The 24333-nt window shown below is 67.1% G+C and carries 21 protein-coding genes; 15 read left to right on the plus strand and 6 right to left on the minus strand.

Going from position 1 to position 24333, the window contains the following annotated elements:
• Positions 1-203: transposase (locus tag ACO1BU_RS29535; RefSeq protein WP_424139547.1), on the plus strand; the 203-nt coding region annotated here is incomplete at its 5' end.
• Between the two features lie 137 nt (positions 204-340).
• On the opposite strand, the gene ACO1BU_RS29540 is transcribed toward ACO1BU_RS29535, so the two are convergent.
• Positions 341-1126 carry an IclR family transcriptional regulator gene (locus tag ACO1BU_RS29540; protein ID WP_424139548.1) on the minus strand — a complete coding sequence of 262 codons (786 nt, stop codon included), beginning with the start codon at positions 1124-1126 and terminating at the stop codon, positions 341-343.
• 95 nt (positions 1127-1221) lie between these two features.
• Here ACO1BU_RS29540 and ACO1BU_RS29545 point away from each other — a divergent pair, with 95 nt between their 5' ends.
• The 6 genes from ACO1BU_RS29545 (at position 1222) to ACO1BU_RS29570 (ending at position 9829) form a co-directional block, all read left to right on the plus strand.
• Positions 1222-2184 carry a Bug family tripartite tricarboxylate transporter substrate binding protein gene (locus ACO1BU_RS29545; protein ID WP_424139549.1) on the plus strand — a complete coding sequence of 321 codons (963 nt, stop codon included), beginning with the start codon at positions 1222-1224 and terminating at the stop codon, positions 2182-2184.
• A gap of 10 nt (positions 2185-2194) precedes the next feature.
• On the plus strand, positions 2195-3961 hold the full coding sequence (locus ACO1BU_RS29550; RefSeq protein WP_424139550.1) for a thiamine pyrophosphate-requiring protein: 1767 nt from the start codon (positions 2195-2197) through the stop codon (positions 3959-3961).
• A gap of 16 nt (positions 3962-3977) precedes the next feature.
• Positions 3978-5657, plus strand: coding sequence for an FAD-dependent monooxygenase (locus ACO1BU_RS29555; RefSeq protein ID WP_424139551.1), 1680 nt, complete (start codon positions 3978-3980; stop codon positions 5655-5657).
• A gap of 54 nt (positions 5658-5711) precedes the next feature.
• The gene (locus ACO1BU_RS29560; protein ID WP_424139552.1) at positions 5712-6761 is read left to right on the plus strand and encodes a Bug family tripartite tricarboxylate transporter substrate binding protein; all 1050 of its coding nucleotides are present in this window, start codon (positions 5712-5714) and stop codon (positions 6759-6761) included.
• Entirely contained in the window at positions 6754-8442 is a 1689-nt protein-coding gene (locus ACO1BU_RS29565) for an FAD-dependent oxidoreductase (protein ID WP_424139553.1), read from the plus strand. The genes ACO1BU_RS29560 and ACO1BU_RS29565 overlap by 8 nt, the downstream gene beginning before the upstream one ends.
• Before the next feature lie 583 nt (positions 8443-9025).
• Positions 9026-9829, plus strand: coding sequence for an IclR family transcriptional regulator (locus ACO1BU_RS29570; RefSeq protein ID WP_424139554.1), 804 nt, complete (start codon positions 9026-9028; stop codon positions 9827-9829).
• Here the strand turns inward: ACO1BU_RS29570 and ACO1BU_RS29575 are convergent.
• The 4 genes from ACO1BU_RS29575 to ACO1BU_RS29590 all read right to left on the minus strand — a co-directional run bounded on the left by ACO1BU_RS29575 (position 9826) and on the right by ACO1BU_RS29590 (position 14764).
• A complete protein-coding gene (locus tag ACO1BU_RS29575; protein ID WP_424139555.1) occupies positions 9826-11442 on the minus strand; it encodes an FAD-dependent oxidoreductase in 1617 nt (538 codons plus the stop codon). The genes ACO1BU_RS29570 and ACO1BU_RS29575 overlap by 4 nt on opposite strands.
• A gap of 22 nt (positions 11443-11464) precedes the next feature.
• Positions 11465-12388, minus strand: a complete 924-nt coding sequence (locus tag ACO1BU_RS29580; RefSeq protein ID WP_424139556.1) for an IclR family transcriptional regulator — start codon at positions 12386-12388, stop codon at positions 11465-11467.
• A gap of 180 nt (positions 12389-12568) precedes the next feature.
• Positions 12569-13537 (minus strand): Bug family tripartite tricarboxylate transporter substrate binding protein, encoded by a 969-nt coding sequence (locus ACO1BU_RS29585; RefSeq protein ID WP_424139557.1) that lies wholly within the window; start codon positions 13535-13537, stop codon positions 12569-12571.
• Positions 13538-13777: 240 nt separating this feature from the next.
• On the minus strand, positions 13778-14764 hold the full coding sequence (locus ACO1BU_RS29590) for a cupin domain-containing protein (RefSeq protein WP_424139558.1): 987 nt from the start codon (positions 14762-14764) through the stop codon (positions 13778-13780).
• Positions 14765-14934: 170 nt separating this feature from the next.
• Between ACO1BU_RS29590 and ACO1BU_RS29595 the strand changes: the two genes are divergently transcribed.
• Together ACO1BU_RS29595 and ACO1BU_RS29600 are read left to right on the plus strand one after the other, a co-directional pair.
• A complete protein-coding gene (locus ACO1BU_RS29595) occupies positions 14935-15822 on the plus strand; it encodes a fumarylacetoacetate hydrolase family protein (protein ID WP_424139559.1) in 888 nt (295 codons plus the stop codon).
• A gap of 57 nt (positions 15823-15879) precedes the next feature.
• On the plus strand, positions 15880-16011 hold the full coding sequence (locus tag ACO1BU_RS29600; RefSeq protein ID WP_424139560.1) for an FAD-binding protein: 132 nt from the start codon (positions 15880-15882) through the stop codon (positions 16009-16011).
• 223 nt (positions 16012-16234) lie between these two features.
• On the opposite strand, the gene ACO1BU_RS29605 is transcribed toward ACO1BU_RS29600, so the two are convergent.
• The gene (locus ACO1BU_RS29605) at positions 16235-17035 is read right to left on the minus strand and encodes an IclR family transcriptional regulator (protein WP_424139561.1); all 801 of its coding nucleotides are present in this window, start codon (positions 17033-17035) and stop codon (positions 16235-16237) included.
• 244 nt (positions 17036-17279) lie between these two features.
• On the opposite strand from ACO1BU_RS29605, the gene ACO1BU_RS29610 reads away from it, so the two are divergent.
• The 6 genes from ACO1BU_RS29610 (at position 17280) to ACO1BU_RS29635 (ending at position 23937) form a co-directional block, all read left to right on the plus strand.
• Entirely contained in the window at positions 17280-18161 is an 882-nt protein-coding gene (locus ACO1BU_RS29610; protein WP_424139562.1) for an HTD2 family dehydratase, read from the plus strand.
• Entirely contained in the window at positions 18158-19066 is a 909-nt protein-coding gene (locus ACO1BU_RS29615) for an HpcH/HpaI aldolase/citrate lyase family protein (protein ID WP_424139563.1), read from the plus strand. Before ACO1BU_RS29610 ends, ACO1BU_RS29615 begins: the two co-directional genes overlap by 4 nt.
• A gap of 11 nt (positions 19067-19077) precedes the next feature.
• Positions 19078-20241 (plus strand): CaiB/BaiF CoA transferase family protein, encoded by a 1164-nt coding sequence (locus ACO1BU_RS29620; RefSeq protein ID WP_424139564.1) that lies wholly within the window; start codon positions 19078-19080, stop codon positions 20239-20241.
• Between the two features lie 64 nt (positions 20242-20305).
• Positions 20306-21511 carry an acyl-CoA dehydrogenase family protein gene (locus ACO1BU_RS29625; protein WP_424139565.1) on the plus strand — a complete coding sequence of 402 codons (1206 nt, stop codon included), beginning with the start codon at positions 20306-20308 and terminating at the stop codon, positions 21509-21511.
• 22 nt (positions 21512-21533) lie between these two features.
• Entirely contained in the window at positions 21534-22922 is a 1389-nt protein-coding gene (locus ACO1BU_RS29630; RefSeq protein WP_424139566.1) for an MmgE/PrpD family protein, read from the plus strand.
• Positions 22923-22959: 37 nt separating this feature from the next.
• Positions 22960-23937: a Bug family tripartite tricarboxylate transporter substrate binding protein gene (locus ACO1BU_RS29635; RefSeq protein ID WP_424139567.1), complete on the plus strand. Its 978-nt coding sequence runs from the start codon at positions 22960-22962 to the stop codon at positions 23935-23937.
• The last annotated feature ends 396 nt before the right edge of the window (positions 23938-24333 follow it).

Consider the following 24333-nt stretch of genomic DNA (forward strand, 5'->3'; position numbering starts at 1 on the left):
TGCCGCTGCCTCGCTATGCACCAGAACTGAACCCAGTGGAGAACGTCTGGGAGTTCCTGCGCCAGAACCTGCTCAGCCACCGCGTGTGGGAAAGCTACGACGCCATCGTCGACGCCTGTTGCCACGCCTGGTCCACGCTCATGCGCACGCCCGAGCAGATCGCCTCCATCACGCGCCGCTCCTGGGCACAGGTCAAAGTCTGAGGCGGTTGGTATTACCAGCCTATCCACGCCTGCCGCACCTCGCCAATCCGACCACCCCTGGCGCGAACTCTGACAGATCCGGCCAAGCAGCATCAATTAAAACCGTGAAGATCTCCCGATCTCGGCCTCCGTCCGATCTACGCGACGGCATTCTCCGACACTCCCGTTTGCGCACCCAAGATGCGTGACAAACGCCGGCTGAAGGCGAGCAGTGCCAGGGCCTGAGGCGTATCGGGGCGGGAGGAAAAGGTGCTCTCGTGCCCGATCATGGTGAGGACGCAGGCGAGCCGCTGGTCTCGTTCAAAGACTGGCACGCTGAAGGTGTTCAGCCCAGGAACCCGAAGACCCTGGCCGCGGGCATAGCCAACCTGCCGGATGCGGGCGAAATCCGCCTCTACCTGCTCGTAAGCGTACGGCTTGGCCTCCACGGCGCCGGCCAACTCGGCCGCGAGCCTTTGCTCGACCGTCGGGCACGGCAGATGCGCGCCCATGACGCGCCCGGTGGTGGACGCTGTGAGCTCCACCCGCAGGCCGGGCTTGAGGGACAGGTTCACGTCACGCTCGGGATGGAACCAGTGGACGATGGTCGGCCCCTGATCGAGCCATAGCGCGACCCCGCAGCTCTCGCCGACATCCCGGGCGAACTGGGCCACCTCCGGCGCCACCATAGTCATCAGGTCGTGCCCATGCTGGGCGAGTTGCCCGACTTGGTAGGCCAGCAGCCCGAAGCCATAGCGCCCGTCCTCTCGGCGACGCACCAAGCCGCAGAACACGAGGCTGACGAGGTAGCGGTGCACCTTGGCCGACGGAATGCCGGTGCGCTTCTCCAGATCCTTGACGCGCGCCGTGCCACCTACCGCGAGCAGGGCCTGCAGGATCAGCCCCGCGACCTCGACCGACTCAACCCCTCTCCGAGTCTTCACGTCCCGCCTTTACAGCCCGGCATCGAGTAATGCTTAATGATTACACCAAGCAGAGTATATTACGAATAACGTAATTTCTGCAAGGGAGGGAAACGATGACAAGGATCATCTTGGCGGCCTGTGCCGGGCTGGCGGTGCTGTGGGCAGCGGTAGCAAGCGCAGCCTTTCCTGACCGCCCCGTGCGCATCGTGGTGCCCTTCGCCCCAGGCGGCGCGAACGACCACGCGGCCCGCCTCTATGCCGATAAGCTGGGCGCCGCACTGGGCCAAAGTTTCATTGTGGACAATCGCCCAGGGGCCAGCGGCGACATCGCCGCGGAACACGTCGCCAATGCACCGGCGGACGGCTACACGCTGCTGCTAGGCGCGAATGCCGTGCTGGTGGTGAACCCTGTGCTACGCCCCGACGTCCGCTATCATGGGAGCGATTTCGTCGCGGCCGGCATCATCGCCCAGGCGCCCTGCCTTCTGGTAGTCCCCGCCAACTTACCGGTGAACAACGTCGCCGAACTCGTGCAGTACGCGCAGTCGCGGGGCGACGCTATGAACTTCGCCTCGCCCGGGCAGGGCACGCAGATGCATCTTCTGGGCGAGTTGTTCAAGGCGCAGACGGGCGCCGGGATCACCCACGTCGCCTATCGCGGTTCGGTGCCGGCCCTGACAGACCTGATCGGCGGGCGGGTGCAGATGATGTTTGACAATGTTCAGTCGGCCCTGCCGCAGGTGCAGGCTGGCAAGCTGAAGGCCCTCGCCGTCACCGGCAACCAGCGCCTGGCCGCGCTGCCCCAAGTCCCAACCATGGCCGAGGCGGGATTCGCCAATATCGACGCGGTCTCATGGTTCTCGATTATGGCACCCGCCGCCACGCCGCAGCCCGTGCTCCGTCAGTTGCAGCAGGCCATCGCCACTGCGCAGGCCGATCCCGATACGCGCCGGCGCTTGGGCGCCTTCGGAGCCAGTCTGCCCGCCGTGCCGCCGCAGGGGGCGGAAGCCTTCATCGCTGCCGAAAGAGCGCGATGGACCAAGGTCATCCAGGAAGCCGGCATCCGGGTGGAATGAGCCCCTGATCATGCCCAATACCTCCCTGCAAGCGAGCGCAACACCGATGACGCATCCCTCCTCGGCGGTCGACACAGAAGCATTCGAATCGGTGGCCGAAGCTTATTTGGCCCATCTGAAGCGCCACGGCGTTGACTATCTTTACATGGGCGCCGGCACCGACACCGCGCCACTGGTGGAAGCCTATGCCAGGCAGTCACAATCCAACCTGGCCTTCCCCAGGCCCGTGATGTCCGGCCACGAGAACATCGCGGTCGGCATGGCCCATGGCCACTACATGGTGTCGGGCCGCCCGCAGGCCGTGATGCTGCACGTCTCGGTAGGCGCGGCGAATGCGGTGTGCGGCATCATGAACGCCGCCCGTGCGCAGGTGCCGATGTTCTTCACCGCCGGGCGCACGCCCCTATTCGAGCACGGCCGGCTTGGTTCCCGCGACAACACCATCCACTGGGGACAGGAGATGTTCGACCAGGCCGGCATGATGCGCGAGCTGGTCAAATGGGATTACGAGCTGCGCGACGGCATGAACGTCGCCGATATCGTGGATCGCGGCTTGGGTATCGCGATGGCGCATCCGCGCGGCCCGGTCTACCTGACGCTGCCGCGCGAAACGCTGGCGCAACCCATGCCCGCCACGGCCGAGCGGCCCCTTCCCGCGCAGCCCCTGGCGCCGCATCCCGATCCGCTCGGCGTCTCCCACTTGGCGGAGGCCCTGGCCAGGGCCAGGTTGCCGGTCATCGTCTGCAGCGCCAGCGGCAGCGCGCCCGCTACCGTGGGCATGCTGGAAGATCTGAGCAACCGCTTCGGCATCGCGGTCGGGGAAAGCAAGCCGAAATTCGTCAATTTCCCGTCCAGCCATCCCCTGCATGCCGGTTACGACCCGGCCGCCATCCTGCAGCAGGCCGATGCCATGCTGTTCCTGGAATCCGACGTGCCCTGGCTGCCCGGCCAGGCGAGTCCACGGCCCGGCGCCTTCATCGCCCATGCGGCCAGCGATCCGCTCTTCACGCGCTATCCGCTGCGCAGCTTCCCCTCTGACCTGATGCTGACCACCACCGCCGAAGCCCTGCTGCCCAGCCTGACCGAAGCCCTGACGCGGGCCGGTGCTGAGCGTGACCGCGATCAGCGCGCCGAGCGCGCCGCCACCTTCGCGCAGGAGCGCCGCGCGGTCGTCGAAGCCCGCGCGCGCGAGGACGAGGTGCGCGGCGGCCCGATCTCTAAGCTCTACCTGTCGCGCTGCCTGAGCGAGGTGCGTCCACACGACAGCATTCTGATCAACGAGTACTCGGCCATGCGCGAGCAGATGCGCTTCGACCAGCCCGGCACCTTCTTCCTGCATCCCAATGCCGGCGGGCTGGGCTGGGGGATGCCGGCCGCCCTGGGCGCGTGCCAGGCCGCGCCCGGCCGCCCGGTGATCGCCGTGGTGGGCGACGGCGCCTATCTGTTCGGCAACCCCGCCGCTTATCACCAGGCAGCGGCCATGCACGACCTGCCGATCCTCACCGTGGTGTTCGACAATGGCGGCTGGGGCGCGGTGCAGGCCGCGGCGCTGATGATGTATCCGGACAGCCATGCCGCCCGTCATGCGCGGGAGCATGCGATGGCGCCCCTGTCCTCCCTGCAGCCCGTGCCCGACTTCGTAAAGTATGTGGAGGCGTCCGGTGGATATGGCGAGCGCGTGGCGTCGCGCGCCGACCTGATGCCCGCCCTGCGCCGCGCCCTGGCGGTTGTGCAGGAGGAGCGCCGCCAGGCGCTGCTGCACGTGACCGGCGCCTGATCCGATGTCCTCGGCTATGATAAGCACCGCCACCCGGCCGGTGCTGATTGCAGGTGCCGGGCCGGTCGGCCTGTCGCTCGCCATGGACCTGGCCTGGCGCGGCGTGCCGAGCGTCATCCTCGATCCCAACCGGACGATCAATCCGCACCCGCGCGCGATCTCCATCGGCGTTCGCACCATGGAGCATTACCGCCGCATGGGAATCGCGGAGGATGTCATCGACGCCGGCGTGCCGCGCGACCGGGCGCTCGACGTCGTCTACGTCACCCGCATTCTGGACCGCGAGATCTACCGCTTCGAGATTCCGTCCATCCAGGACCTTGCCACCCGGGGCCCCGAGCTCGCGCGCGGCACGCCGGAACTGGCGGCCTCCCCCTATTACAAGACCTGGACGGCGCAGACTCCCCTGGAGGCCGTGCTCCGCCGTCAGCTCGCCGCGCGGCCGCAGGTCGGCATGCGCCTGGGCTGGCGCCTGGAGAGCTTCCGGGAGGACCCCGGCTCGGTCGAGGCCATCATCGTGGAGGACGGCACGGGCGAGCGGCAACGGATCACCGGCAGTTACCTGGTTGGCTGCGACGGCGCGGCGAGCGTCGTTCGCAAGCAGCTCGGCATCCGGCTGGAAGGCCAGGGAACGCTGGGCGCAGCCCGCGGCGTGTATTTCAGGGCACCCGAGCTGGACAGGCGCCTCGGCCGCAGACCCGGCGTCATGTACTGGGTGCTCGCGCCGGATTCCGCCGGCGTCGTTTATACGATCGATGGCGGCGGCGAATGGGTTCTGAACCGCTACTACCAGCAAGAAAACGAGCTTCCCGCCGATCCCCGCGTCATGGTTCAGCGCGCCCTGGGCGAGACGATCGAGGTCGAGATCCTCTCCGACCAGAACTGGCTTCCCCGCCAGCTTGTCGCTGAGCGATACGGCTCACGGCGCGTCTTCCTCGCCGGCGATGCCTGCCACCTGTTCGTTCCCACGGGCGGCTTCGGCATGAACACGGGGATCGGCGACGCGGTCGATCTGGGGTGGAAGATCGCGGCCGTGCTCGAAGGCTGGGGTGGCCCCGATCTGCTCTCGACCTATGAGGCCGAGCGGAGGCCCATCGGCATCCACAACACGCTCGAAGCTGCCGACAACTACTTCAGGAGCGGGGAACTCTTCGCCGATATCGGGGACATCGAGGAGGACGGCCCCAGGGGCGAAGCCACCCGCGCCAGGGTTGCGGCGAAGCTGCCAACGAAGCTCAAGCACTTCGCGCCCATCGGAGTGCATCTCGGGTACCGCTACACCGCTTCTCCCCTCATCATCCCGGATGGAACACCGGAGCCGCCGCATGAAGCCGCGGCCTATACGCCGACCGCACGGCCCGGCCACCGTGCGCCGCATCTCTGGCTGCGGCCCGGGCAATCCACACTCGATCTCTTCGGGCGCGGCTTCACGCTGCTGAACCTCGGCGAGGACGAGTCCGTCAGCCGCGAATTCCTGGCCGCAGCCGCCGCGCGCGGGATGCCGCTGGCAGTCGCCGCCATCGCCGACGGCGAGGTCAGGCGGCTTTATCAACGCCGCCTCGTGCTGGTCCGCCCGGACGGGCACGTTGCCTGGCGAGGCGACACGCTCTCCGGCGCAGCCGGGCCGCTTCTTGATCGGGTGCGCGGCGCGGCGCTCAGCGAGGTCGATGCCCGCTCTCCTTTAGAAGCACTCTGATCAGGGCACCAGAAACGCCGCCATTCGGTCACGCGAAAACGACAAGGAGGAACAATGCCAGAATCCTTGCCCAGTCCGGAAGATCCCCGGGCAGGCCTCGAGCATGCAGATGGCGCGCCGCAGGGCTGGTCGTGGCACCGGCGCGGCGTCCTTTCCTCGCTCGCTCTGGCCCTCAGCGGCACCGCCGTCTCCGCGCAGGCCCAGGCCTATCCGTCCCGTCCGGTAAAACTTGTGGTCGCCTATGCGGCCGGCGGGGCGAATGACCTCGTCGCTCGGCATCTGGCACGCGGCTTCGAGGAGATGCTGGGCCAGCCCTTCGTGGTCGAGAACCGGCCGGGTGCCGCCGGCATCATCGGAACGGAGGCCGTGGCCCGTGCGCCTGCCGATGGCTATTCCCTGCTGCTCGGCGCGGGCGGTGCGATCACGATCAATCCCAGCCTGTATCCGAACCTTCCCTACGACCCGCTCAATGACTTCGCCCCGATCGGAACAGCGGCAACCTCGCCGCTGGTCCTCGTGGTCAATCCATCGCTTCCGGTCCATAGCGCGACCGAGCTCGTCCGCTACATCCAATCGAAACCAGAGGGTGTGACCTTTGGCTCCGCGGGTATCGGAACACCGCTGCACCTAGCCGGTGAGCTCTTCAAGCGGACAGCGGGCGTCGCGATGACCCATGTGCCGTATAGGGGAACGTCGCCGGCGCTCACCGATTTGGTGGGCGGCAAGATCGACCTGATGTTCGATACGCTCGGCACCTCCCTGCCGCATATCCGGGCAGGCCGTCTCCGCGCCCTGGCCGTGACCTCGCCGGAGCGGTCCCAACTGGCGCCGGAGATCCCAACCCTACGGGAACAGGGTGTCCGGGATGCTGATGTCACGGTCTGGTACGGTCTGTTCGCGCCGAAGCAGATTCCCGGAGAGATTCTCAACCGCCTGAGCGCGACGCTGAGCAAGATGGTCGGTTCCGCGGACCTCCGGGACAAGTTCGCCGCCCTGGCGCTCGAGCCGATGGTCAGCAGCCCCGAGCAGTTCTCCGCGCTGATCCGGACCGAGCTCTCCAGGTGGTCCCGCATTGTGCAGGAAGCAGGAGTCCGTGTTGAATAAGAACGGCGATGTCATCGAGGTCCCCGTCCTGATCGCGGGCGGCGGTCCCGTCGGTCTTTCCCTCGCCGCCGATCTTGGCTGGCGTGGACAGTCCTGCATGGTGGTCGAGCGGCGGACGGGCGTCACGGATCACCCCCGGGCGACCCTCCTGGGCGCCCGATCCATGGAGTACTTCCGGCGTTGGGGTATCGCCGAAGATGTCGTCGCGGCCGGGCTTCCCCTGGATTATCCGATCCACGTCATCTTCGCGACACGCCTCGCCGGCTACGAGCTCCACCGCGCGAAGTTCGGAACCATGGGTGAGTTCATGTCCTACCCGCCCGATCTCTGGCGGCAGGTTCCGGATGCCAAGTATTCCCCGTACTTCAAGACGCAGATCGGCCAGCAGGCGCTGGAGCCCGTGCTCCGCAAGTTCGTCGCCTCCTTCGAGAAGGTGGAGCTTCGCTATGGCTGGCGACTGGTGGACTACAGCCATGACCAGGATGGCGTCCTGGCCAGGCTGGTCGAAGAGGGAAGCGGCCGGGAGCAGAGTGTCCGCGCGCAGTTTCTGGTCGGATGCGACGGTGGGAAGAGTTTGGTCCGCGAGAAGCTCGGCGTTCGCTACACCGGGCGCGGGGCCATGCGGCCGAATGTCAGCTTCTTCTTTCGCTCGGCGAGCTTCCTTGAACAGCATCAGCTCGGCCGCGGCACGCTCTACTTTATCTTCAGTCATGGCAGCTTCGGCGTGTTCACCGCTATCAACGGCCGGGATCTCTGGAACTACCAGCACTATTTCCTCGATGCGAATGTTCCGACCCGGGACATTGACCCGAAGGAAGCGGTCTGGGGCGGGATGGGGAAGCCCTTCGACTTCGAGCTTTTGCGGATCACGCACTGGCACCACCACCAGTCCGTCGCCGAGCGCTACCGGAGCGGCCCGGTTTTCCTCGCCGGCGATTCAGCCCACCTGTTCTCCCCCACGGGCGGTGTGGGCATGAACACCGGGATCGGCGACGCAATCAATCTCAGCTGGAAGCTTGACGCGGTGCTGTCCGGCTGGGCGGGACGGGATCTGCTCGACAGTTACGAGGTCGAGCGCCGACCGATCGGCGTCCGCAACTCGGAAGAGGCAGCGCGCAATGCTGATCGGATTGACGCGGCCATGCGTGTCACCCCGCCGAACGTAGAGGAACCGGGCCCGGAGGGCGATGCCGCGCGGGAGGAGTTCGCCAAGACCGTTAGGACGCTGGCCCGGCAGTTCAATGCATCCGGCCTGCAGCTTGGGCACCGCTACGAAGGCTCGCCGATCTGCATCCCGGACGGCACCCCGGCTCCGCCCGACGATCCTAATGTGTATGATCCGGTTGCCCGCCCCGGTTCCCGCGCGCCTCATCTCTGGCTGAAGGATGGCCGCTCCACGCTGGATCTCTTCTCCGGCCGGGAGTTCACGCTTCTTCGGCTCGGCGCAGACCGTCCGGATGCTTCTGCCCTGGACACTGCGGCGCGCCGGCTCGGCGTGCCGCTCGTCACCCGGGATGTTGAGCAGGAGGATGTTCGGGCGCTGTACGGCGCCGATCTGGTTCTGGTCCGGCCGGACGGGTATGTAGCCTGGCGCGGCGACCGGCTTCCAGAGACAGTGGAGGGCCTGCTGCAAACGGTCCGAGGAGAGCCCGTCACGAGCATGCTGGCACTGCCACATTAGTTTCACTGCTGCTCTGCTGTTACGTATCGTTTCGGTGGATGCGCCCGGCGAACCAAGCTAGGGCTGGCGACGCATCGGATAGGCCGATGCGCCTTAGAAGTGCCGATGCGAAGAGCAGCTGAGGGTACCGGTTCTTCTCGGACGAATCCAACTGGAGGTGGTGCCAACGGTAAGCGTTTGGGGGCCAGTGTCCAAAGTTGCTGCCGAGCTGGGTCTGCCAGATCGGCTGGTTCGCTCCTGGCTTCGCTGGAAGGAGAGGCACGGGAGAGCGAGGATCAGCCCATCGATTGCGGTACCCGCCGAGAGATGCCCGATGCGTCATGCGCTCAGCCCAAGTTCGGTCGTCACCTCCAGCATCCCCTGAACTGATTGCGGGACAAGCCCGCTTGTGGACCGCAGCCCGGGTACGCTTCTCCTTCGAGACACTCGCCTGGGTCGTAGGGTTCGTCAGGAAAGGATCCTTCTTCGGAGGAGGTCTGCTAACGCGCGCGGTCGGCGCGGCACAGCAGCAAGCTTGCCGCGGCTCGGCGCTGCTCACAACAATGGATAGACTAGGCGGATTTTCAGATTGGTCAGAGCGGCGATGACAGGTTCGGAGCAGGGCAGTCACCCTGCGGAACGGGACAACACCGGCGTGAATGCGCTTCAGCGAGGCCTGCGCATCCTGGAATGCTTCGGATCCGATGGCCGCCGGCTGACCTTGGGGCAGGTCACGGAACGTACCGGCCTCTCCGCTCCAACGGTCTGGCGCTACTGTTACACCCTACGGAAGCTCGGCTATCTCGTGTGGCACTCCGACGAGACCCTCTCGGTGGGCTTCCCCGCCCTCGGCCTGGGCTTCGCCGCGGCATCGGACTTGTCCTTCGGTGAGCTAGCGCTCCCTCATCTACAGTCATTGGCCGAACGTTTCGGGTGCACCGCCATCCTCGGTGAGGCCGTCCCGCCTGACATTATTTACCTGCAGGTCAGTAGCCGCCACCGGATCACCTTCTCCGATTTTCGGGCAGGCAGCCGGGATCCCATGGCGTTCTCTCCGGCCGGCTGGGCCTGCCTTGCCGGCATGGCGCAGGCGCGGCAGGCCCCCGTCCTAGCTGCCATGGCAAGACAGAATTTCCGCCTGCCGGCCAGCTTCGAACAGGCGACATCCGAACTCCGCGCAAAGGGCTACATGGTTACGCGCGGGCTGATCCATCCCGAGCTGGTCGCGATCTCCATTCCTCTTCAACCGCCGGGATCGGGCCGGCTCTATGCCGTGACCTGTGCGGAGCACGAATCGGCCTTGCACGACGCGGCGCATGCGGAACTCGGGCATGCGCTTCTGGAGGTCGGCCAAGCCTGCTGCCAGTACCTGGCCGGCCTGTTGGCCGCGGACGGCCGGCCTGGTTAGGCCTCGGCACCCGTCACGCGATTGATGACGGCCATCGAATCGGCTGGCACCTCATCACCACGCCAGGCCACGAAGCCGTCAGGCCGGACAAGCACGAGGCACCGTTCATACAGCGCCGCCGCCTGCGGGTTCTTGAGATCGACCACCTCCAGCGGCATGCCGCGCCGCGCCGCAGCCGCTTCAAAAGCCCTGACCGACACGGAGGAGTTGAAGCGCAACAGCACAAAGCTGCGCCCGAACAGATCAAGCGTCGAGCAGCCCGGTTCCAGCCAGACATGCGGCGCGCGCGAGCCCGGCCGGGCGGTCTGGGTATAGACCATCGGCGGATCCTCCGGCGCCGGTGTCCCATCTGGGCAGATCACCGGCGAATCGTCGTAGCGGTAACCCAGATGGATATGCAACGTGAACCACTCGCGCTTCATCGCCTCGGTGTAGGCCGCGCCAAACTCGGCCCGCGCGCGATCCCCCTCCAGTCCTGGCTGGAAAACCTGCGGCGAGAGCTTCTCTCGCGGAGAGATCATGCGGCGCAGGTTTTCGCTCGCCTCCGCCACGTTGCGGATCGCCACGGGCCGCCGCTCCGCCTCATAGGAGGCAAGGAGGCCAGGCCCGCCCCAACCCTGCAGCGCGGCGGCGAGCTTCCAGCCGAGATCGACGGCATCCTGCATGCCGGTGTTCATGCCGAACGCGCCGGTCGGCGAATTCAGGTGGACAGCATCGCCTGCCAGGTAGACCCGCCCCTCGCCATAGCTGTCGGCCACCAGTTCACGCCGCACCCAGGGCACGATGGACAGGATCTCGAAGTCAAATGGCTTGCCCATGGCGCGGACGATGTATTGCCGCACCTCAGCCTCGCTGAGCGTGTGTCTGGTCTCGTCGCCGACGATCGACAGCCGGAAGCGGTCATGGCCGTCGATGGCGACGATGGTCGCCCAGGTACCCTCAGGCCCGATGAAAATGAAGCGATAGCCCTTGGCCTTGTCGTGCAGCTTCCAGAAGTCGCGGCAGCGGAAGATGGCATTCGTCGTATAGGTCAGCACCGGCTTCCCGGTCATGCCGATCCCCAGCGCCTGGCGCACCGTGCTGGCCCCGCCATCCGTACCGGCCAGATAGGCCGCCTCCACCTGCTCCTCCGCGCCGGTTACCTGATCGCGCAGTGTCGCCGTCACGCCATGCTCATGCGTGGTGAAGCCGGTCAGTTCCGTCCGGTAGCGCAGCCTGGCTTCCGGCATGCTCTCCACCCAGCGGCGGAGAATCGGATCGAACATGTCCTGGGGGCAGCGCTCCCGCTTCTGCGGGCTCTGCGGCGGCGGCACGGACTGGCGCGGGCTGGGAAAGCGTTCACGGCCGAACTCATAGCCGCTGAGGCTTTCAAGCCAGACATTGTCCTGGGGATGATCGGGGTTGTAGGGGCAGCGCTCTACCTCGCCGGCAATGCCCCAACGACGGCAGAACTCCATGGTTCGCGGCCCGATCAGATCCATCTTGGGCTGCGTGATCGTGCCATCCGTCCGCTCGACCAGAAGGCTCCGCACCCCGCGCCAGGCCAGCTCGCCGGCTAGGGCCAATCCGACCGGGCCTGCGCCGACGATGAGAACGGGAGTCTGGGTAGTCACGACGGGAGGTCCTTGTACATCTTTAGGGAACAGGAGATTCGCCCGGCTGCGGCTGCGGCTGCGGCTGCGGCTGCGGCTGCGGCTGCGGCTGCGGCTGCGGCACGGCGAGGCCGAGCTCGCGCACCAGCGCGACCAGCGTGCCCCCCACTTCCTGCAGCCGGTCATCGGTGAAGACGGTGGCAAGGCCACCGCAGCTCAGCGCCAGAACTTCGCTCTGGCCGGGCAGGCGCAGCGGCACCGCGGCGGCGTTGATCCTGGAGTTCAGCACCCCGCGGCTGGTGATGAAGCCGGTGCGCTCGTAATCCTGCCGCGCCTTGGCGAAGGATCCCGCGACCTGCTGCCATCCGGCATCGGCCGCCATCAGCGCCGCACAGCGTTCGGGCGTCTGGGTGGCCAGATAGGCCCAGCCGAGCGAGGAGCGGCCGAGCGGAACCCGCGTGCCGACCCGCTCAACCGTCACGAAGGCGCGCCCCTGGTAACGGATGAGGAAAATCATGCCGAGCTGGTCGCGGGCCGCCAGTGAGATGGCACCCTCGAAGCGCGCCTCCAGCTCGGCCAGCCGCGCCCGCAGCACATCCAGCATGGGGCGGCCGCTCAACGCCGCTGCGGCCAGCGCGAAGACCGGTGCACCCGGCCGGAAGTTCCTGCCGCCCGGCATCTTCAGCAGATACCCGGTATCCTCCAGGGTCTTGCAGATTCGCCAGACCGTCGGCTGTGTCATTCCCGTCAGCCTGGCGATCTCCGTGGCGCTCAGCTCGGTCCGGGCATCCGACAGGCAGCGCAGAACGGCAAGGCCGCGGCCCAGCGCCGCGATGAACTGCCGGTCGGTGGAGGGGCCGCCCGTGTCCTCCACCCCCGTCCTGCCCGCCTCCGTCTCCGCTGCAGCGCCGTCCGGGCGCGGCCGCTCCACGTCTCGTTTGCCCGTCCGGTCGCGGGGTGCATTCACCGATCTACGTGCCTTCTCATGCGGCAGGGCAGAGCCAGGGCGCCGCCGCATGGCTCGCTGGGCCGCCGCCCCATAGATCGGTTCACGCCCCGGGTGAAGCCACCCGCCAGGAGGCACTGCCGGCCATCCGGATGTCGGCGCGGCCACCGTTCGGCGAAAACGGAGATGGGGTCGGTCCCCTTAGTCGACAGTGGCGCCGGACGCCTTGACAATCGGGCGCCACTTCTCGATCTCGCGGCGCATATGCTCGGTCATCTCCTCCGGCGTGCTGCCCCAGGGCTTGGCCGCCAGCGAGGCGAGCTTCTCGCGCAGTTCCGGGTCGCTCAGAGCCCCGAGGGCGCTCGCGTTCAGCCGGGCAACGATGGGCCCCGGCGTGCCGCGCGGCGTGACGAGCCCAAACCAGGAGGTCGATTCAGCGCCTTGGAAACCGGCCTCTGCCATGGTCGGAACGTCCGGCAACAGCGGCTCACGGGACGAGCCGGTCGTCGCGAGCGCGCGCACCGTCCCTGACCGGATATGCGAGAGCACCGCCGGCACGTTGTCGAACATGAGCTGGACCCGCCCCGCCATCAGTTCCGCCAGCGCCGGGGCCGAGCCGCGGAAGGGTACATGGGTCATCTGAACCTGTGCCTGCTGGCGGAACAGCTCGCCGGAGAGATGCATCGGCGTGCCGTTGCCGGCCGAGGCGAAGGCATATTCGCCAGGACGGGTCCGCAAATACTGCACAAGCTCCGCGACATTCTTCACCGGCAGGTCGCTGTTCACGACCAGAACGCTCGGAGAGGTCGCAAGTACCGTGACGGGCGCAAAATCCGTCAGCGGATTGTAGGGCAGCTGCCGAAACAGGTTCGGGTTGATCGCCATTACCGAGGTGTTGGCAAGCAGCATCGTGTAGCCGTCGGGCGGCGCGTCCTTGACGAGCTGCGTGGCGATGAGGCCGGCACCACCCCCACGATTCTCGACCACCACCGGCTGGCCGAGATTCCGGCCCATCCTCTCCGCGAAGAGACGGGCCATGATGTCGTTGGTCGCACCGGCGGCGACCGTCACGACGATGCGGAGCGGTCGGGCCGGAAAATCCTCGGCCCGTAGCGCGGCCGGCGCGAAGGGCAAGGCCAGGGCGGCCGCAAGGGCCCGTCGGTGGATCATCGATCTGTCTCGCGGATGCTGCAGGTGGGTCCTGATGCTCGGCTCGGCTGCAGGGGCACTAGCGCCGCCCGGCCATCGTTCCGGCTTTGGCGGGGATGGCGCAGCCGGCCCGCAGGACGATCTGCTCCGCCTCCTGATGATCGAAGACTCGAGGTCATGGATGCCGGCTCATGACGTTCCCCATTGTTCTTTCGTATTGGTCAGCGCTGCACGCCCGGGCCCGCAGCCCGGGCGGCAGGTTCAGGCGCTGCGCGCCGTGCGCAGGAAGCCCAGGCGCTGCATTACCGGCTCATCCGTAACGCGGAACAGGATCGCGTTCTCCTCCGCCTCGTGGAAATGCGGCAGCCAGGCCGGCGCGGCGATGACATCGCCCCGGCGCCAGGTGAAGCGCTGGCCATCCACCGTGGTCGCACCGGAACCCTCCACGACGGCATAGATGTTGTTCGCCGTGGTCCGGCAGGTCGCCGTCCGGACGCGCGGCTGCAGCGCCATCATGTGGAGTCCGACCGTGTCGAGCGCCGGATTGCCCAGTTCGACTTGGCGGCCATAGAGCCCGGCCGGATCGCCCGCGGCCTCCTCCAGCCTCTGCCGCGTCTCCGCGACTGGAAAGACCATCCGGTCCTTCCGGTGCGGTGGCGGCTCGATGAACGCCTCGTGCTGCGCCTCGTCCTCGGCAAGCGGATCGAAGAACATCGGCTCCAGCAATTGCACCAGCGGCACGTCGAGGAAGTCGATCCAGAAACCCGGCTGCGGCCCCTCATTGCCATGGCCATGCGAGGACCAGTTCGGCGTCAGCAGCACGTCGCCGGGCATCATGGCGATCTTCACGCCATCGACCACCGTGTAGGTGCCGGGCTCGGCATCCAGCACCAAGCGCAGCGCGTTGGGGGTGTGGCGGTGTGACCGCGCCCATTCGCCAGGCATGATCATCTGATAGGCCGCAACCAGCGTCCGCACCGTCGGGTAGTTGTTGCCCGGGGCCGGGTTGAACAGGATCAGGTTCCGCCGCTCGGCCAGCTCGGTGCTGATCAGATCCCCGGCCGCGGTCAGCGCCGCTTTCGCGCGCTCGTAATCCCAATGCGCCGGCACGAAAGCGGGACGCGGCGCCTTCCACAGCGATGGCGTCGGCTTGTTCCAGCCCGGGCCGACGCCGAGCCGCTCCAGCTTCGGATACAGCGCCTCCAGCGAGTTCGTGTTCAGAAGCTCCGAGGCGGACGGGCTGCTCATGACGTCTCCTTCTCCTTCAACCGCCGACGAGCCGTTTCACTTTGCACAGTGAATAGACATTCTGGCCTTCGAACTATAGCGTCCGTCCCAGAATCCTGTAAACCAGGGAATGACGGGTCGGCCGCCTCGCGGCGCGCTGCCCGCGCCGCATGAAGGGACGGAGAAAGGTCATGAAGCTCGCTGTGTTCGACAACCATCGCGTGGGTCTCGTGGAGGGGGATGAGCTCTACGATGTGACCGATGTCGTGCCGGGTGCCTCCGCGGCCTGGCCGCCCGTCTACATGACCCGCCTGATCGTCGACTGGGCCGAAATGCGGCCGAAGCTGCTCGAAGCGCGCGAGACCGCGTGCCGCCTGTCACGCGGCGAGGTCCGCCTGCGCTCGCCCATGCCCTTCACGGGCAACATCGTGGCCGCGCCGGCCAATTACCGGAAGCATGTCGGCGAGCTCGGGGAGCGCGGGATCGTCAAGGCGGGCAACACGCCGGACCAGATCGGCTTCTTCCTCAAGGCCACCTCGTCCCTCGTCGGCCCGGATGATGCGATCGAGCTTCCGCGCGGCTCCATGAGGCGTTTCGACCACGAATCCGAACTGGCCGTGATCATCGGCCGCACGGCCCGCAATGTCCGGCGAGAGCAGGCGCTGAACTACATCTTCGGCTACTCCTGCCTCATCGACGTGAGCATGCGGCTCGAGCCCGGGCAGGTGGCAGAGGAGCGCGTCACGCGCAAGTCTTTCGACACGTTCACGCCCCTCGGTCCTTGGATCGTGACGGCGGACGAGATCCCTGACCCGCAAGAGCTCAGCAACCAGCTCTGGGTCAATGATCAGTTGCGGCAGGATGCGAACACGCGCGACATGAGCGTGAACGTGGCCGGACTCATCGAGCTGATCACTTCCGTGATGACGCTGCAGCCCGGCGACGTGATCGCGACCGGAACGCCCGAGGGCGTCGGGCCCATCAAGGCCGGCGACAGGGTGCGGATCGCCATTGAGAAGGTCGGCGACATGACAATCAAAGTGCGCGAGACGGAGGAACAATCGCCCCGAGTCTTTTGATGTAGCGGCCAAATAAGCGCGTCCAAGATGTTCAAGAACCAGACGGAGGAGAGATAGATGGCAGGGCAGATCATCGTCGTGGGGGCTGGACTTGGCGGGCTGACGGCAGCGATCGCACTCCGCTGCTGGGGCTTCGATGTGGCACCGTCAAGTCGAGCGCAGCTTGGCGGACTGGCCCCGGTCCGGTAGGGGCTCCGAATAGTCTCGCGAGCCGCCGTCGCGTGCTTCACTTCCGTCGCGCGGCAACTGCCCTCGCCATTCTCGCCGCAGGGTAGGCCGACAGCATCAGCCGGCGTGTGACGGCAGCTCTGGCGCGAGAGCTGACAGAACCGCACCAGTACCGCGCAGGCTGCTACGGCCCCACCGGACCCGCCAACCGGACAGCGCCCTCCTGAGGGCTGACCTGCTCTGGCTAGGGGCTCTCGTCCCGAGAGGTGAAGGCGGAGGCAAGGGACCGACAGACACTGTGCAGCTCGCCCACAATCTCGTCCTGCCGCCGCGTGATCTCCGGTAGCGTGCCACCGAGGCCGATCGAGAGTGGCGGCTGGCCGGGCATGGACGGCAGCGGCATCCCGATCACCCCGACGCCGCTCTGCACCGAGCCATCGCCGACCGTCCAGCCGCGCTCGCGGCTGTCGCGGATATCTTCCAGGAAGGCCGACTGGCCCCGGCGGAAGGCGGGGTTGGTTTCCTCCGCATTGGCGCGGCGGAGTAAGCGGGCCACGTCTTGGTCGCACAAGGGTAACAGAAGCGCCTTGCCCATGCCGGTGCGGCAGATCGGGCGCGCCATGCCGGCATGCGGTTCGTTCCCACCGATGCCGTCTCGCAGCAGCGAAAGAATGTAGCGGACGCGCGTTGCCTGCTGCATTCCTATCAAGACGGTGAAGCCGGTTCGCGCGCGCAGGCCGTCCATCAAGCGCAGCAGGCTGCCATGGCCGATCAGCCGGTCCTGCAACCAGGCGCCGAGGAGCATGACGCGCAGCGTCGGCCGAAAGCTCCGGTTTTCCGGCACCTGCTCGAGGTAACCGAGTTGCGTCAGGCTCTGAAGCAGCATTGATGTGCTGGATTGTGGATAGCCAAGTCGCTGGGCGATGGCGGCGGCGGTCGCTGGCTCATGCGTCTCCGCGAACATCTCTAGCACTTCCAGCGTGCGCCGCAGCGACTTGATCGTGCTGTTCATCTCATCCTTGGGCGCGGCGGCGGGCTTGGCCATGGCGGGCTCCATCAAACATCACATATATGATGCTCCAACTCGCATAGTCCGCGACTATAATCTCTGCAACCAAGACCAATCGAGGAACACACACGCCGGGGCCGCCAGCTCTCCCAGAGCGATTTTCGTGGATCGAACCACTCTGCATTCAAGTCGCTGGCGTGAAGCTTCCTCGCTTTTTAGGCACCTGTCCCGGAATAGGACTTACAGGCCGTTAGGCCCGCATGTGAGGAAAGGATGCGCAATGGCCGAGCAAGGCGTTATCGGGCCGGATCTGTCCGAATTGGAGTTCCGCGACTGGATCGGGCGCAGCATGAGCACCGAGGACGACATCACGCTCTCCGCCGTGCGCCGCATCGCCGTCACCTTCGACCAGCCTGCTGATACCTACGGTCCTGGCGACATGCTGCCACCGCACTGGTATTCCATGTTCTTCCCGGCCCTCGCGCGGCAATCCGAGCTGGGCCATGACGGCCACCCGCGTAAGGGCGACTTCCTGCCGCCCGTGCCGCTGCCGCGGCGCATGTTCGTCGGGCGGCGTGTGCGCTTCCCTGGCGCGCTGCGGGTTGGCGACCATGCCGTCAAGCGCTCCGAGATCGCGGCGGTGACGCCAAAGCGCGGCCGCTCCGGTACAATGGTCTTCCTGACGGTGCGCCACACGATTTCGGTGGCGGGCGAGCCGGTGGTGATCGAGGACCAGGAGGTGGTGTATCGGGAGGCTGCCGCGCCTGGCGCCGGCCTGCCGCAGAAGACACCCGCGCCACCGCCCGCAGGCGCCACTTGGCGGGAGACGGTGTTCCTCGATCCTGTGCTGCTCTTTCGTTACTCTGCCATCACCTGGAACGGTCACCGCATCCACTACGACGCGGATTACGCGCGGAATCAGGAAGGCTATCCGGCTTGTGTGCAGAACGGCGGCCTGACCGTGCACCTGCTGGTGGACGCCGCGATCCGGCGCAGCGGAAAGCGGCCGTCCGGCCTTACCGCCCGTTTGTTACAGCCGCTATTCGTCGGTCACAACATGGTGCTGACGGGGCGTGACGCGGCGGATGGTCACCTTTCCACCTGGGCGGAAGCGGAGAGCGGCGGTCTCGCGGCCTCGGTGGAGCTGGAGCTGCCGGCATGACCAAGGGACCGGATCTGCCGCTCTGGCGATCCATGCTCTTCGTGCCGGCGAATGCGCCACGCTTCGTGTCCAAGGCGCATACCCGCGGCGCGGACGCGATCATCCTCGACCTCGAGGATTCCGTCGCGCCGGCAGAGAAGGCAACCGCGCGGGCCGGGCTGCGGCAGGCCGTCACCACGGCAGGGCAGGCCGGGGCGGATGTCTGCGTGCGCATCAACCGGCCGCTGGAGCTGGCGGTGGCCGATATCGAAGCGGCCGTCGGGTTGGGTGTAGCTGCGCTGGTCGTGCCCAAGGTCCTGGGGCCGGAACACCTGCAGCTGCTGGAGGAGGTAGTGGCGGCGGGGGAGGCTGGGGCGGAGATGCCGGTCGGCGCGACGCGCTTCGTCGCGCTCGTCGAGGATGCGGACGCGCTCCAGCGTATTGCTGCCATTGCCAGGGCGCCTCGCGTCGTCGCGGTCGCCGTGGGCGGTGAGGATCTGGCGACGGATCTGGACGCGGTGCCGAGCGCTGACAGCCTTTATGTCGCGAAAATGCTGGGAATCCATGCGGCGCGCGCCGCTGGCGTGCTGCCTCTCGGTTCGCTCGGCAGCGTGGCCGAGTTGGGCGACAACGAGGCGTTCCGCGCCGTGCTGCGCCGCTCCCGCGCCCTCGGTTTCGCCTGCGCGACCTGCGTGCATCCCGGGCAGGTCGCGGCCATCAACGAGGAATACGGGCCGGGCCCCGAGGCCCTGGAGAAGGCGCACCGCGTGGTCGAGGCCTTCGAGGCCGGGCTCGCCCGCGGCACCGGTGCCGTCGAGTTGGACGGCAGGATGATTGACCTGCCCGTTGCCGAGCGGGCCCGCCGGCTTCTGGCACGCGCCAATGGGCCGGCATCCCGGCCCCAAGCCGCCCCCGCAGCGCCCTGAAGGAGTCCGCCATGCTCTCGAACAAGCCGCTGGCCGGCACCACGGTCGTTGAGATCGGGCACAGCATCGCCGCCCCTTATGCCGGCATGATCCTGGCCGGGCTGGGCGCGGACCTAATCAAGGTGGAATCCCCGGGCAGCGGCGACTACGCCCGTGGCTGGGGCCCGCCCTTCTGGGACGGGGCCGCGCCCCATTTCGTCGCCATGAACCGCAACAAGCGCAGTGTGACCGTCGACATGAACGACCCGGTGCAGCGCGCCCGGCTGGAGACGCTGATCGTCGAGGAGGCGGATGCCGTCATCTGCAACCTGCGCCCTGGTTCGATCGACCGGCACGGGCTGGGGGGCGATGCTCTGGTCGCCCGCAAGCCCGGGCTGATCTATTGTGACATCGGTGCCTTCGGAAGCGGCGGCCCGCTGTCCGACCTGCCCGGCTACGACCCGCTGATGCAAGCCTTCGGCGGGCTGATGAGCATCACGGGAGAGGCCGAGGGGCGGCCGCCTATCCGGGTGCCCATCTCGATGGTCGATATGGGCGCCGGGCTCTGGGCGGCGATTGGGATCATGGGAGCGCTGCTAGAACGCAGCAGGACCGGGCAGGGCGGGCGGATCGAGACCTCGCTCTACGAAACCGCGCTGGCCTGGACGGCGATCCCCATCGCCAGCGTGCTCATCTCCCCCCGCGTGATGAAGCCGCAGGGCTCTGGCGCCAGCGGCATCGTACCCTACCAGGCCTTTCTGGCCACGGACGGCTGGATTGTAATCGGGGCCGGCAACGACAACCTGTTCCGGAAGCTGGTGCGTGCGCTGGAGATGCCGGAGTTGGAGGCCGATCCGCGCTTCACCACGAACGCGGACCGCGTCCGCAATCGCGAAATCCTCGTGCCCCTGCTGGAGGTGGAGGTGGCAAAGCGAAGCATCGCCGAGATGCGGGCGCTGCTCGACCGGGCGGGCGTGCCCAATGCGCCGGTGCAGCGCATCGACCAAGTGGTGGAGGAGCCGCACGCCAAGGCCCTTGGCATCATCCAGCAAGGCCCGGAAGGCGCGCTGCCGACCGTCGGCCTGCCGCTGCGCTTCAACGGCACGCGTCCGGCCTATGAGCGCGCCGCGCCGCAACTGGGCCAGCACACCGACGAGCTTCCAGACCCGGCCCTGCCCGAGACGCTGGGGACCTGACGGGAATTCCACAGAACACCGGCGGCCGACGAGCCGACCCCAACACGATTTCAGGAGAGCGACCATGGACACGCATGTGCCGGGCACGATGACGCCGGACGGGCTGGTCTGCCTACCGATCGGCGAGGACTACAAGGAGATCCGTGAGAGCGTGCGCCGCGTCTGCGCCAACTTCCCGGCAGAATACTGGCGCAAGCTGGACGAGGACGAGGCCTATCCGACCGAATTTATCAACGCGCTGACTGAGGCCGGCTTCCTCGCCGCGCTGATTCCCGAGGAATATGGCGGCACCGGACTGCCACTGCGCGCGGCCTCGGTCATCCTGGAGGAGATCTGCACGGCCGGCTGCCACGCCGCCGCCGGTCACGCCCAGATGTACATCATGGGCACGCTGCTGCGGCATGGCAGCGAGGAGCAGAAACACAAGTATCTGCCGGAGATCGCCGCCGGCCGGCTGCGCCTTCAGGCCTTTGGCGTGACTGAGCCCACCACCGGCTCCGACACGACCCAGCTCAAGACCCGCGCGACGAAAACCGACACCGGCTATCGGCTGAACGGGCAAAAGGTCTGGACCTCCCGCGCGCTGCATTCCGACCTGATGCTGGTCCTGGCACGCACCACGCCGGCGACTGAAGTGAAGCGCAAGACGGACGGCATCTCGACCTTCCTGATCGACATTCGCGAGCATCTCGGCAAAGGCCTTACCATTCGCCCGCTCAAGGCGATGCTGAACCACCACACGACCGAGGTGTTCTTCGACGACCTCGACATCCCTGCCGACAGCCTGATCGGCGAGGAAGGGAAGGGCTTCCGCTACATCCTGGACGGAATGAATGCCGAGCGCGTGCTGACCGCGGCGGAGGCCGTGGGAAATGCCCGCTGGTTCATCCGCACCGCCACCGCCTATGCGAAGGAGCGCGTGGTCTTCGGGCGGCCGATCGGCCAAAACCAAGCGATCCAGTTCCCCATCGCCCAGGCCTACGTTCAATCGGAATCGGCGGACATGATGGTGCGCCGCGCCGCCGCGCTGTTCGAGGCCGGGCAGCCCTGCGGGGCCGAGGCGAACATGGCGCGCTATCTCGCCGCCGAGTGCGCCTGGAACGCGGCCGAGGCCTGCATGACCACCTTCGGCGGCTTCGGCTTCGCGACCGAGTATGATGTGGAGCGCAAGTGGCGGGAGGCGCGGCTGTCCCGCACAGCGCCGATCTCCACCAACCTCATCCTTGCCCATGTCGCCCAGCACACGCTCGGGCTGCCGCGCTCCTATTGAGCGGCGGGGAGAGAGATCAGGCATGGCCGCCTCGCTGACACAGGCACTCGGCGCATTCGTCGCCGAGTTGCGCTCCGAAGCGGTGCCGGAAGACGCACGGGCGGTCGCGCGCACCGGCTTCATCGATTGCCTCGGTGTGATGCTCGCTGGGGCTTCGGAGCCCGTGGTCGGCATCCTCCGCGAGGTGGTGGGGACTGGCGGCGAGGCGGAGGCCTCGATCCTGCTCGGGCCTGAACGCGCCGCGGCGCCCAACGCGGCCTGGATCAACGCGACGGCGGCGCATGCGCTGGACTATGACGACGTTGCGCAGCGCGGACATCCCAGCACGGTCCTCGTTCCAGCTGTGCTGGCCGAGGGCGAGGCGCTGGACGTGGATGGCGCGGCGCTCCTCACCGCCTATGTCGCGGGCTACGAGGTCTGGGCGGAGCTGGTGCGGCATGATGGCGGCTATCATCACGAGAAGGGATGGCATCCGACCGGCATCTTTGGCGCCATTGGCGCGGCGGCGGCCTGCGCGAAGTTGCACAGGCTGGATGCTGAGAAGGCGGCCATGGCCATCGCCCTAGCCGCGTCGCAGGCTAGCGGCGTGGTCGCTAATTTCGGCAGCATGACTAAGCCGTTCCATGCCGGACGCGCGGCGCATTCCGGCATCATCTCGGCGCGCCTGGCCCGGGCCGGGATGACAGCCTCGCCGGACACGATCGAGCATCCGCGTGGCTTTCTTCGGGCCATCTCGCCCGAGGGGAAGCTGGACGACCTAACGCCGAGCGAGGGCTTCGGCCGCGACTGGCGCATCATTACAGGCCGTCTCAGCATTAAGAAGTACCCGATGTGCTACTTCGCTCATCGCGCGGCGGACGCGATGATCGACCTCGTGAAGTCGGAACGGCCAGATCCGCGGGCCATCGAGCGAATCGAGGTGAGCGTGAGTCGCTCTCATGCGGCCGTATTGCGGAACGCCCAGCCTAACACAGGGCTGGAAGCGAAGTTCAGCGCGCAGTTCGCCATGGCCGCGGCGCTGACCACCGGCTGGATAGGTCTGCGGGAGCTGACGGATTCCTACGTCCAGCGCCCGGAGATCCAGGACCTGATGCGGCGCGTGATCGTGGTGCCGAGCGACGACATCGACCCGGCGCTGCCGGGCTATGCGCGCGCCGACAGCGTGCGCATCTTCATGAAGGACGGCCGCCGCATCGACAGCGTGCCCGTTCGCCGCGCGCGCGGCCATGCCGAGGCTCCGCTGCGGGAGGACGAGCTCCGCGCGAAGTTCGAGGACTGCCTGGCCTCGGCCGACGCAGGAGCCCACGCGGCACCGCTCTACCAAAAGCTGCGCCATCTGGAAGCGCTGCCTTCTGCGCGGGCCCTCTCCACCTCGCGCGAGCCGGCCCGCGATGCATCGAGCGCCGTCTGACGCGCAAACCCAGTTCGCAAGAAACGAGGAAACACCGGTGATCACCAAACGCGCCCTTCTTCGATACGCTGCTGCAGCGGCTGTCCCGCTCCTTGCGCGCCCCGCGCTGGCCGCCGCCTATCCGGACCGTCCGATCCGCCTCGTTGTGCCATTCACGCCCGGCGGCGGCGCCGATACCCTCGCCCGCATGGTCGCGCAGCCGATGACGGAAAAGCTCGGCCAGTCGATCGTGGTGGAGAACCGGCCGGGTGGCGGCACGACGATCGGCTCCGGCATGATTGCCCGTGCGGCGCCTGACGGTTACTCGCTGCTGGTTGGCACCGGGTCGCTGGTGATCAACCAATTTCTCCTGCCGAACGTGCCTTACGACTTCAACAAGGACTTCGCGCCGATCGGCCTTTTCGCGCGGATTCCCTTCGTGCTGGTGGTTAACCCCACGCTGCCGGTTAAGAGCGTGCCGGAACTGGTCGCCTATGCGAAACAGAATCCGGGCAAGGTGAACTTCGCCTCGTATGGGATGGGCAGCCCGGCGCATCTGACCGGCGAGCTCTTCGCCCGCATGGCGGGAATCCAGATCGAGCACATCGCCTATAACGGCACGGCGCCGGCCCTGGTGGATGTGGTGGCGGGCCGGGTCGGAATGATGTTCAGCACCATCCTACCGGCGGCGCCGCAGATCGAGGACGGCAGGCTTCGCGCCCTGGCCGTGACCTCGGACAAGCGTGTGCCCGTGCTGTCGTCCCTGCCGACGATGATGGAGGCGGGCGTCACGGACTTCGAGTCGACGGGGTGGAACGGGCTTCTCGCCCCAGCCGGCACGCCGCAGCCGATTGTGGGAAGGTTGAACGAGGAACTGCTCAAGACCCTGGCGGAGCCGAAGCTGATGCAGGAGCTCCACTCGCAGGGCCATATCCTGCCGAAGAGCAACCGTCCTGAGGATCTGCGCGACCTCATGAAGGTCGAGGCCGCAAAATGGTCGAAGATCATCCGCGAAGCTAAGATCACCGTCGATTGAGTGCGGCCGAGCGCCTCGGCCGGAGGCGTGCTGGCCACGGCACCACTGGCGGCGGCGTTGTCAGGTTGGCGATGACGGCGATGCTGAGAGCTTGCGGCTGGTGATGGCCTCACACGGCACGTGCAACTCCAGTCACATCTCGCCATGTGCGGAATGCCGCGTCACGAGCGGTACGGTATTCAGTGGCGGTCATGCGGTGGCGGCGAAGCTGGAAGTGGTTGTGGATCCGGCTGTGTGTGGATAGGAAACGCTGCGCGTGGCGGGCCGATTTGATGCTGTGGACGGCGCCTGCCCCAATCGTGGGCATGGGATGGTAGGATCCCGTAGGTCCAAGTTTAAGGAGCTGTGTCATGCATCAGGAGATTGCCACGGTCGGTCTCGACCTCGCCAAGAACG

It is taken from the genome of Roseomonas chloroacetimidivorans (genome assembly GCF_049629625.1).
Classification (GTDB): Bacteria; Pseudomonadota; Alphaproteobacteria; order Acetobacterales; family Acetobacteraceae; genus Roseomonas; species Roseomonas chloroacetimidivorans.

Excerpts from the sequence above, each read along its gene's own strand:
- ACO1BU_RS29545 (WP_424139549.1), top strand. The coding sequence starts at position 1,222 with ATGACAAGGATCATCTTGGCGGCCTGTGCCGGGCTGGCGGTGCTGTGG.
- ACO1BU_RS29550 (WP_424139550.1), top strand. The coding sequence starts at position 2,195 with ATGCCCAATACCTCCCTGCAAGCGAGCGCAACACCGATGACGCATCCC.
- ACO1BU_RS29555 (WP_424139551.1), top strand. The coding sequence starts at position 3,978 with ATGATAAGCACCGCCACCCGGCCGGTGCTGATTGCAGGTGCCGGGCCG.
- ACO1BU_RS29560 (WP_424139552.1), top strand. The coding sequence starts at position 5,712 with ATGCCAGAATCCTTGCCCAGTCCGGAAGATCCCCGGGCAGGCCTCGAG.
- ACO1BU_RS29570 (WP_424139554.1), top strand. The coding sequence starts at position 9,026 with ATGACAGGTTCGGAGCAGGGCAGTCACCCTGCGGAACGGGACAACACC.
- ACO1BU_RS29585 (WP_424139557.1), bottom strand. The coding sequence starts at position 13,537 with ATGATCCACCGACGGGCCCTTGCGGCCGCCCTGGCCTTGCCCTTCGCG.
- ACO1BU_RS29590 (WP_424139558.1), bottom strand. The coding sequence starts at position 14,764 with ATGAGCAGCCCGTCCGCCTCGGAGCTTCTGAACACGAACTCGCTGGAG.
- ACO1BU_RS29595 (WP_424139559.1), top strand. The coding sequence starts at position 14,935 with ATGAAGCTCGCTGTGTTCGACAACCATCGCGTGGGTCTCGTGGAGGGG.
- ACO1BU_RS29600 (WP_424139560.1), top strand. The coding sequence starts at position 15,880 with ATGGCAGGGCAGATCATCGTCGTGGGGGCTGGACTTGGCGGGCTGACG.
- ACO1BU_RS29605 (WP_424139561.1), bottom strand. The coding sequence starts at position 17,035 with ATGGCCAAGCCCGCCGCCGCGCCCAAGGATGAGATGAACAGCACGATC.
- ACO1BU_RS29610 (WP_424139562.1), top strand. The coding sequence starts at position 17,280 with ATGGCCGAGCAAGGCGTTATCGGGCCGGATCTGTCCGAATTGGAGTTC.
- ACO1BU_RS29615 (WP_424139563.1), top strand. The coding sequence starts at position 18,158 with ATGACCAAGGGACCGGATCTGCCGCTCTGGCGATCCATGCTCTTCGTG.
- ACO1BU_RS29620 (WP_424139564.1), top strand. The coding sequence starts at position 19,078 with ATGCTCTCGAACAAGCCGCTGGCCGGCACCACGGTCGTTGAGATCGGG.
- ACO1BU_RS29625 (WP_424139565.1), top strand. The coding sequence starts at position 20,306 with ATGGACACGCATGTGCCGGGCACGATGACGCCGGACGGGCTGGTCTGC.
- ACO1BU_RS29630 (WP_424139566.1), top strand. The coding sequence starts at position 21,534 with ATGGCCGCCTCGCTGACACAGGCACTCGGCGCATTCGTCGCCGAGTTG.